We start from the raw sequence: 8,327 nt of genomic DNA on the forward strand, positions 1-8,327 counted from the left end.
CCGGGCTGGAACTGGATCGGATTCTGGGGCATGGCCGCGTCCTCGCCGGTGGGTTACCTTAAGTATGGACCCCCAGGCTCAAATTTGTGAGGCTCGCGACTGCCGACCGCTCGTTGGCTGAGTTTCGACGCTAATCACCTCCGGCATTACCCGCCGCTGGACGATGTGGCGATCACCTTCAGCGCCGAATCCCTGCTGCAGCACCAGTGCGCCATCCGCTTCGTCGTCGGCGTCAACGGCAGCGGCAAGACCCATCTGCAACAGGCGATCTTCGAGACCTTTCTCACCCTGGCGCGCAACGAGTCGCCACCCTTTCGCGTCCCCCACTACCCGGTGACCCTGGCCTATGACCTTGGCCGGGGTGCAGAACGCTCAACCCTGCTGTTCCACTCCGACGAGGGACTGTCACGGGCCTACTGGTGGAAGTTGGCGGAACCCTGCGCGGCATCGATGACGGTCGAGGAATGGCAGGCCCTGCTGGTGCGCCTGCGCAGTGGCGACGCGCCCGCCGAGCAACTGATCACGAGCGGCGGCTGGCCCAGCGTGGACCCCTATCTGCCCCGTGCCGTGCTGGCCTATACCACCGGCAGCCTCAATCCGTGGCAAGAGATCGCCCGGCGCGAGCCTGATGCGTCCGAGGTGGACCTCGTGTCGCAGTCCTCGGACTATGACACCACCCAGGAACGCCCTGCGGGTTGGGACCGGGACCAGGAGCAGCGCTACCAGGGGAGTCAGGGCACCGAGGAGGCCAGCGCCCGACTGGAGGCGCTCAACGCAGCCGATCAAGCGTTGGCCCCCCGCGACCAGGAACGGGTGCTGCTGCTGACGCCGGAGCGGGTCAAACTCGCCTTTCTGGCCGCCGTCCTGAACCAGTCCGTGCGGGACCTGGAACAGTCCAGCGACGAGGCCGGCTTTCGTCGCACCCTGCACGCCGGGCTCGAGGCCCAGGACCGGCGGCCCGGGGAGGCCCCGCCCCCACGTTCGGCCAGTCTGCGCAACCTGTTGACCCAGGTCGGCTGGCTCTGGCCCGTGTCGATCGCCTGGCGACTGGACCTGGACCTGGCTCGCTTCAAGCGGGAGCGCTCCCTGACCAGACTCAAGGACCTCTATGAATTGGCCACGGCGGTGGTCAGAGAGCCGGAGCCCAGCCGGCGCCGTACCCTGCACATCGACCTGCGCCAGGACGACGGCGATGGCCCCGCCATCGCCCGCCTCCAGGACTTTCTCGGCGGTGCAGACCAGCACCCCTATCAGGTCTTCCTCAAGTTGCTGGACCTGCAACGCGCCGGCCTGCTCGGCGACCTCGATATAGCGTTGCGCAAGACCGAGCCGGACGACTGCCTGCTGTTCGATGAACTCTCCGACGGCGAACAGATGTTCCTGTTCCGCATGGCCCTGTTCCACCTGCTGGAGGGTTACGACGACGCACTGTTGCTGCTCGACGAGCCGGAGACCCACTTCAACGACAAATGGAAGCGCGAGATCGTCGACATCATCGACGGCGTACTGAAAGACACGGCGAACGACGTGCTGATCTCCACCCATTCCAGCATCACCCTGACCGATGTATTCAACGATGAGATAATCCTGCTCGACAAGCGCGACGGCGCCTCCGCGGTAGTCAAGATCGCGTCAAAGACCTTCGGTGCCGACCCCAGCGAGGTCATGGTCCGGCTCTTCGGCGTACCGGAGAGTATCGGGGAGCGCGCCGCCGCCTGGCTGGACCAACAACTCCAGCGCGACTGGCAGCCGTCCGACCGCGCCGAGTTGGAGAAGTTGATCGAGAGCATCGGCCCCGGGTTCCATCGCTCTGAGTTTCGCGCCATTCTAAAAGACATAGACCGCAATGCTGCACCGACTTGAGGTGGCCGATTGCCGGCTGGCGCTTGAGTGGATCGTCAAGCTTCAAACGAAGCTAATGACGGCCCTCTGTGATCCCAAAATCCAGGCGCCTGACATTACCGCTGCGTGGGCTCAGAACGTGCTGCCAGACATTGAAAGCGATTGGGTCAGCCGGTATTGCGGTTGGTATCGAACCAAGGGAACGAACAAACACTCGATGCTGGAGCGGATGAAAGCCCTTGCGGCTCTGCCGACGGTCGACAGGCATCAATGTCTTGTACACCTCAAGGACAACCTGGAATTCTGCTTGGCCTTCGACCCCGCAGCGCATCCACCTGCAACCAGGCCACGCGATAAGGCACTGAGCAAGAAAGCTTCTGACGTCTACCGAGAACTGCTTGAAGCCTTCTATTTGATCGCTCTAAACAACGGGTTTCCTGTCAAAGCCGACGGTAGCGCAGGCAAGGATTTCAAACACGCCGATGTCGTCACGACTGCACAAGCCGCGAACCCGAAGCTGAAGGTCTGCCCACTCTGCGATGGCGGCAAGGACGGTAGTGAGTTGGATCACTGGCTGCCCAAGGAGAACTTCCCTGAGTTGTGCTGCCACCCGTACAATTTGGTCGAGATCTGCGCGGCCTGCAATGGCACTGAAAACAAGGGAAGCAAACCCGTATTGAACGCGGAGGCCTTGGAACCCTTCGCCGACTGGTTCCATCCGTACCTGCGGAGCGCGCATGACACCTTCGCCGTGACGATCGCAAAGGGCATGGTCTCTTTGGATGCGCTGGACCCCGTCAATCGGCGCCGTGTCGAGAACCTGGACTGTCTGGTCAACCTGGGTAGCCGGTGGACCAACGAATATCGAACCCAATTTCAGCGCGTTCAAGAGAAGATCCGCTGTCGTATCGGCAGAAGACAGCAGGTCTCAGCGGGGACCTTGGAGACACTCTTGATCGACTGGCGCGAGGACGCACGGGCACAGATCGGCCTGATGCCCAACGCCATGATGGAAGTCGCACTACTCTCAATCGCCTGTGACACCAGGTCCCATGTGTTTGAAGAGCTTTCCATCTACGCGGATGAGGAGCACTGCGCTTTTCTGTCGGACAATCTGGTTTGACGAAAGAGGCTGGACCTAATCCTTAGCGCAAACGATGGGTTTCGCTGCGCTCTACCCATCCTACAGGAATCCGTACCCGGCCTCTGGAGCGGTATCACGAGCGCAATCGGTCCAACTCGAGCCGCCCACCCCCGCCTCTTTCTCCTAATTCCCCTTCATGGTTCAAAAAATCGCCCAGCGGGCGATTTTTCGAACCGGTAGAGGTGCCACTCGTGCAGCGGCTTGGCACAGGGGGCCGCGGCGGTCTCGGCGAGTGGGGCGCCGGGGCAGTCGTAGAGGGTGCGGCTGGCGGCGTTGGTGAAACCGGGCAGGGTCGGGGGGACCGGGCGGCGGGTGACGAGCCAAAAGGGGCCGGTCTGGGCCGCGGGGTCCACCCGCGGGGCGATCTGCCCCAGCAGGTACTCGGACGGGCGCGTGAGGCCGGGCCATTGGCTGATGGGTAGTCCCGGCTGGTAGAAGCGCAGCATGGCGGTGAGTTGGTAACGGTCCGCGTAGACGGGGGCGTCCAGGCCCGCGATGAGCGTCGCCAGGTCGCGGAAGCCGTGGGTCTCGCGCAGGATCCGGTTCTGGCCGTCGGGGAGCGGCAGGGCCCCGGTGGCGCCGTGGTAGGCGTAGAGACTCACCAGCAGTAGGTTGGCGGCGGCGCCGGCCAGCACCCAGCGGCGCAGGCCCCGCAGCGGTGCGGCCAGGAGCGCCGGGGCGGCGAGCAGGTAGACCGCCGGCCAGTTGGCCTCGACCTCGCTTCCCAGGGCGACCAGGGCGAAGAATCCGAGTGGGAACAGGGCGGCGGCCTGGAGCAGGGGGCGCGCGTGCGCGGCGATGACGGCACCGGTGCCGCCCGGATCGGCCCGCCGGCCGGTCCGCGTGACGACGAGCGCGATCAGCGCCGGGGCGAGCAGCCCCCAGAGCCCGAGTTGGCCCCCGAGATAGCGCAGCAGTGCGCCGCCGCGCCCCCACCAGGACGCGGGTGGCGCCGGCTCGATGGCCGCGGACGCGGTGCCGGCCCCGGGGCCGACCAGGACCCCGGGGTCCAGGGCGAAGCCGTGGCCGAACTGGAAGCGCAGGGTCAGCCAGTCGTGGTCGAGGTTCCACAGCAGGTTGGGGGCGAACACCAGCACCGCGAGCAGGCCGCCCAGCCAGGGCCAGCGGGTGCGCAGGGCGCGCGGGTCGCACCATAAGATGGCCCAGAGGAAGACCGGGCCGATCAGTACCATGTTGTACTTGCCGAGCAGCCCCAGGCCGGTGGCCAGGCCCGCGGTGAGCCAGCGCCGCCGCTGGCCGGCCAGGGCGCGCTCCCCCTCGTGCAGGGCCAGGGCCCAGGCGAGTGCGAGCGGCGTGTCCGGGGTCGTGAGGAGACCGCCGGCCAGTCCCGCCAGGGTGGCGAAGGCGAGCACCAGGGCGAGGCCCAGGTCGTCGCGGCGGACCAGCCCGCTGTGGTAGTAGAGGCGGGCGAGCAAGACCAGGGTCAGGGTGCCGGCCAGGAGTCCGCCCAGCCGCGCCGCCAGGACGGAGTCGGCGGCGAGCCGGGTGCCGAGCCCGACCGCGGCAACCCCCGGCGGGTGGTCGAAATAGCCCCAGGAGAGGCTGCGCGCCCAGTCGAAGTAATAGGCCTCGTCCTGGGTCACCGGCAACAGGGCGGCGGCGCCCAGGTGCCAGAGGGTCATCGCCAGGATCAGCCCGGCGGCGAGCGGCCAGGGAGAAGCGGCAGAGTCCTTACCCATAGCTATTGAATCCTCTCACAGAGACTCGCAGGCACGGAGCAGAAAGACCCAACACCAAACCAGTGCATCGTGAGGAACGGTTTACTAATAGGTTAAACAAGTCCATTAGAGGAAGCCTTTAGTGCCGTTGTCGTTGTGTCGTTGTCGTTGTCGTTGTCGTTGTCGATATTATCCTGGCGCCGCGGATTCTTTCGCACCCCAGATTGCATCGCTTCTTCGATTACGACAACGACAACGACAACGACAACGACAACGACAACGACAACGACAACGATGTCTCCGTGTCTCCGTGAGAGCCATTCTTAATCTTCGCCTCAGGGCGCCGGTTCGATCAGATAGACCTCGACCCGGCGGTTCTTGCGGCGGCCGGCGGGGGTGGTGTTCTCGGTGAGCGGGCGCTGTTTGCCGAAGCCCTCGGCACTGAGCCGTTCGGCGGCGACGCCGCGCGCGATCAGGCCCGCCCGGACCGCCTCGGCCCGCGCCTGGGACAGGGTGAGGTTGGTCTGGTCGGCGCCGGAACTGTCGGTGTAGCCCTCAATGCGGGCGGTCAGGGTCGGGTATTCGACCAGCAGGGCGCCGATCCGGTCCAGACTCGCGATCTGCCCCTTGGGCAGGGTCGCCGCCCCGGTGGTGAAGTGCAGTTGCTCATCGCCCAGGTTGACCAACATGCCCCGGTCCGTCTGCTGTGCCTTGAGTTGCGTATAGCGGCTGCTGAGCCCGCGCACCTGGGTGACCACCGCGGCCTTGGCCTGGCGCTCCAGATCGAGCGCCTGCGCGGCCTGGTCGCGCTCTGCCGCGCGTGCCGCCTCGGCCTTGGCCCGCTCCGCGGCCAGGGTCTGCTCGGCCTGCTGCTGGGCCTCGGCGCGCGCCTGCTCGAGCGTGCGCTGTGCCTCGGTCAGGGTCTCTTCATAGCGCGACTGGGCGGTCTTCAGGTCCTGCTCCAGTTCGCCGATGCGCTGTTGCGCGAGCTTGGCCTGCCCGTCGCGCGCGTCCCGGTCCTGGGTCGCCGCGGCCACCGCGTCGCTCAATTGCGCCTGCACCGTGGTCAGGGCCTGGCCGGCCTGGTCGAGCTCGGCGCGCAACTCGGCCACTGTCTGTTCATATTTCTGCTCCAGCGCGGCCAGGGCGTCACGCGCGCCCTGCGTCTCCTCGGTGAGGGCGGCCGCCTTGCCGCGCGCCTCGCGCAAAGCCTCGTCCGCGGCCGCCTTGGCCTCCTGCGCCGCCGCGGCCGCCTGGGCCTGGGTCTCGGCCTGCTGTTGGACCTCGGCCAGGCGGGCGGACAGGTCCGCCTCCGCGGCCGTGCGCGCCTGTGCGGCCGCGTCGAGGTCCGCCTGGTGCCGCTCCTGCGCCTGCACCAGGGCGGCGCGCTCCGCGGCGGCCTGCTGCTCCAGTTGGCTCACCAGGGCGGCGCGCTCGGGGTCACTGCCCTCCAGGGCGAGGCGGTAGGACTTGACCCGTTCGTTGAGCCGCGCCTCCTGTTCCTTGGCCTTGGCGGCATAGCGAGCGTCAGCGTCGGCGATGCGCTGGTTGAGCTGGGCGATTTCCCCTTCCAGGTCCTTGATCCGCTTCTGACTGGCCCGGTGCGCGAGTTCCAGGTCGGCGCGCGCCTTGTGGATGCTTTCCATCCGACCGACGAGTTCCTTGCGCGCCCCCTCGTGCTCGGCGCCCATGGATTCGACGTGGGCCTGCAGGTCCTTTTCGCGCTCCGCCGCCGCGGCACTCTCCTGCTTGTCCTGCTCGATCTGCCTGGTCAGGGCGGCGACCTGGGTGGTCGCCTCCTCGAGTTGCCCCGTCGTCGACTGGAGGCCCGCCTCGGCCGTCGCCAGTTGGGTGCGCAGGCCCTGCTCGCTCTGCGTCAGGCCTTGGAGTTGCTTGTCGGTGTCGGCCAACTTGAGCGCCGTCTCGCTGACCGCGGCGTCCTGTTCGGCGAGCCGCTGGTTCAGGGTACCCGTGTACCAGTTGTAGAGGGCGTAGACCCCGATCAAGGCCGCCAGGAGGACCCAGGTGAAGACCTTGTAGAGCGAGGGACGGGATTCGGACATGGGAATGGTCTCCGGGGGCCTGAGTGGTGGAGTCGGGCGCCGCTTGGCGGACGCAGAGGATAGCCGAAGCGCGGGGACTTGCGGCAAGGGGAGCGCAACCTTTTTTGGTCAGGCCGCCAAGTCCTTGATGAAGACCAGTGAGTTGCGCCGCTCGTTGTAGAGCGCCTGTTTTTCCGGCGGCAGCGCCGCGCGGGACGCGGGGGCGAAGCCGCGCTCCTGGAACCAGTGGGCGGTCTGGGTGGTGAGGACGAAGAGCCGCTTGAGCCCGCGGGCGCGGGCGATGGTCTCCAGGTGCTCCAGGAGCTTGTCGCCGCGCCGGCCGCCGCGGTAGTCGTCGTGCACGGCGACACTGGCGAGTTCGCCCATGCCCTGATCCGGGTAGGGATAGAGCGCGGCACAGGCGATGACCAGCCCGTCGCGTTCCATCAGAAAGAAGCGGTCGATCTCCGACTCCAGCCGCTCCCGGGAGCGCCGCACCAGGACCCCGCGCTCCTCCAGGGGGCGCAGCAGGTCCAGGACCCCGGTCACGTCCTCGGCGCGTGCCGGCCGCAGGCCCTCGTAGGGCTGACCGGTGATGAGGGTGCCGCTGCCGTCGCGGGTGTAGAGCTCGCGCAGCAGGGCGCCGTCGCGGTGCCGGTCGATGAGGTGGACGCGCCGGACCCCCTGGATGCAGGCGTCGGCCCCGGCCCGCAGGGCCTGCGCCAGATCCTCGGTAAGGCCAGCGGGCACGCCCGCCGCCGCCGTCTGGTGCGGCGCCGGACCCGGGGTCGCGGCGAGCAGTGACTCGACCTCGCCGCTCAGGACATTGGAGACCAGCGCGCCGGCGGCGTCACGCACCCCCGGTTCCTCGGTCAGGAAGATCAGCTTGTCGGCCTTGAGCGCGATGGCCGCGGAGCGTGCCACGTCCGCGGCGCTGAGATTGAAGACCTCGCCGGTGGGCGAATAGCCCAGCGGCGGCATCAGGACCACGGCCCCGGCGTCCAGGCGCTGCACCAGCGACTGGCGGTCCACCCGCCGTACCACCCCGGTCTGGCGATAGTCCACCCCGTCCAGCACCCCCAGGGGCCGGGCGGTGACGAAGTTGCCGGAGGCGACCGGGATTCGGACCCCGGCCATGGGGGAGTCGGCGAGCCCCATCGAGAACAGGGCCTCGATCTCCACCCGCACCACCCCGGCGGCCTCCTTGACGCAGCCGAGTGCGGTGTCGTCGGTGATGCGCAGCCCGTTGACGTAGCGCAGTTCGCTGTGGTGCTGGGTCAGGCGCGCCTCGATCTGGGGCCGCGCCCCATGGACCAGGACCACGCGCACGCCGAGCCCGTGGAGCAGGGTGATGTCATGGATCAGGTGGGCGAAGCCGGGGTCGGCCACCGCCTCCCCGCCGAAGCAGATGACGAAGGTGCGGCCGCGGTGGGCGTGGATGTAGGGGGTCGCCTGGCGCACCCAGTCGACGAAGGGGTCGTGCGGGTGGGGGTGGTCCTGGGCCGGGGTGGGATCGGGCATAAGTTAAACAAGTTCATTAGGGATAGGTTGCCGCGTCGTTGTCGTTGTCGTTGTCGTTGTCGTAATCGAGGTTATCGCAGCGCCCGGGATTCTCTCGCC

Annotated in this window: 5 protein-coding genes; 2 read left to right on the forward strand and 3 right to left on the reverse strand. The window is 67.4% G+C overall.

Features of this window, described 5'->3' with window-relative positions; genetic code table 11:
• The first annotated feature begins 165 nt into the window (after nt 1-165).
• Both QZY48_RS17280 and QZY48_RS17285 read left to right on the forward strand, forming a co-directional pair.
• Nucleotides 166-1,863, forward strand: a complete 1,698-nt coding sequence (locus QZY48_RS17280) for an AAA family ATPase (RefSeq protein ID WP_295433265.1) — start codon at nt 166-168, stop codon at nt 1,861-1,863.
• On the forward strand, nt 1,847-2,965 hold the full coding sequence (locus QZY48_RS17285; protein ID WP_295433267.1) for a hypothetical protein: 1,119 nt from the start codon (nt 1,847-1,849) through the stop codon (nt 2,963-2,965). The genes QZY48_RS17280 and QZY48_RS17285 overlap by 17 nt, the downstream gene beginning before the upstream one ends.
• A gap of 155 nt (nt 2,966-3,120) precedes the next feature.
• On the opposite strand, the gene QZY48_RS17290 is transcribed toward QZY48_RS17285, so the two are convergent.
• The 3 genes from QZY48_RS17290 to argA form a co-directional block, all read right to left on the reverse strand.
• On the reverse strand, nt 3,121-4,686 hold the full coding sequence (locus QZY48_RS17290) for a glycosyltransferase family 39 protein (RefSeq protein ID WP_295433268.1): 1,566 nt from the start codon (nt 4,684-4,686) through the stop codon (nt 3,121-3,123).
• Nucleotides 4,687-5,000: 314 nt separating this feature from the next.
• Nucleotides 5,001-6,728, reverse strand: coding sequence for an OmpA family protein (locus QZY48_RS17295; RefSeq protein WP_295433269.1), 1,728 nt, complete (start codon nt 6,726-6,728; stop codon nt 5,001-5,003).
• Between the two features lie 108 nt (nt 6,729-6,836).
• Nucleotides 6,837-8,228, reverse strand: coding sequence for an amino-acid N-acetyltransferase (gene argA, locus QZY48_RS17300; RefSeq protein ID WP_295433271.1), 1,392 nt, complete (start codon nt 8,226-8,228; stop codon nt 6,837-6,839).
• Between the last annotated feature and the right edge of the window lie 99 nt (nt 8,229-8,327).

Source organism: uncultured Thiodictyon sp., assembly GCF_903828115.1.
Taxonomy (GTDB): Bacteria; Pseudomonadota; Gammaproteobacteria; order Chromatiales; family Chromatiaceae; genus Thiodictyon.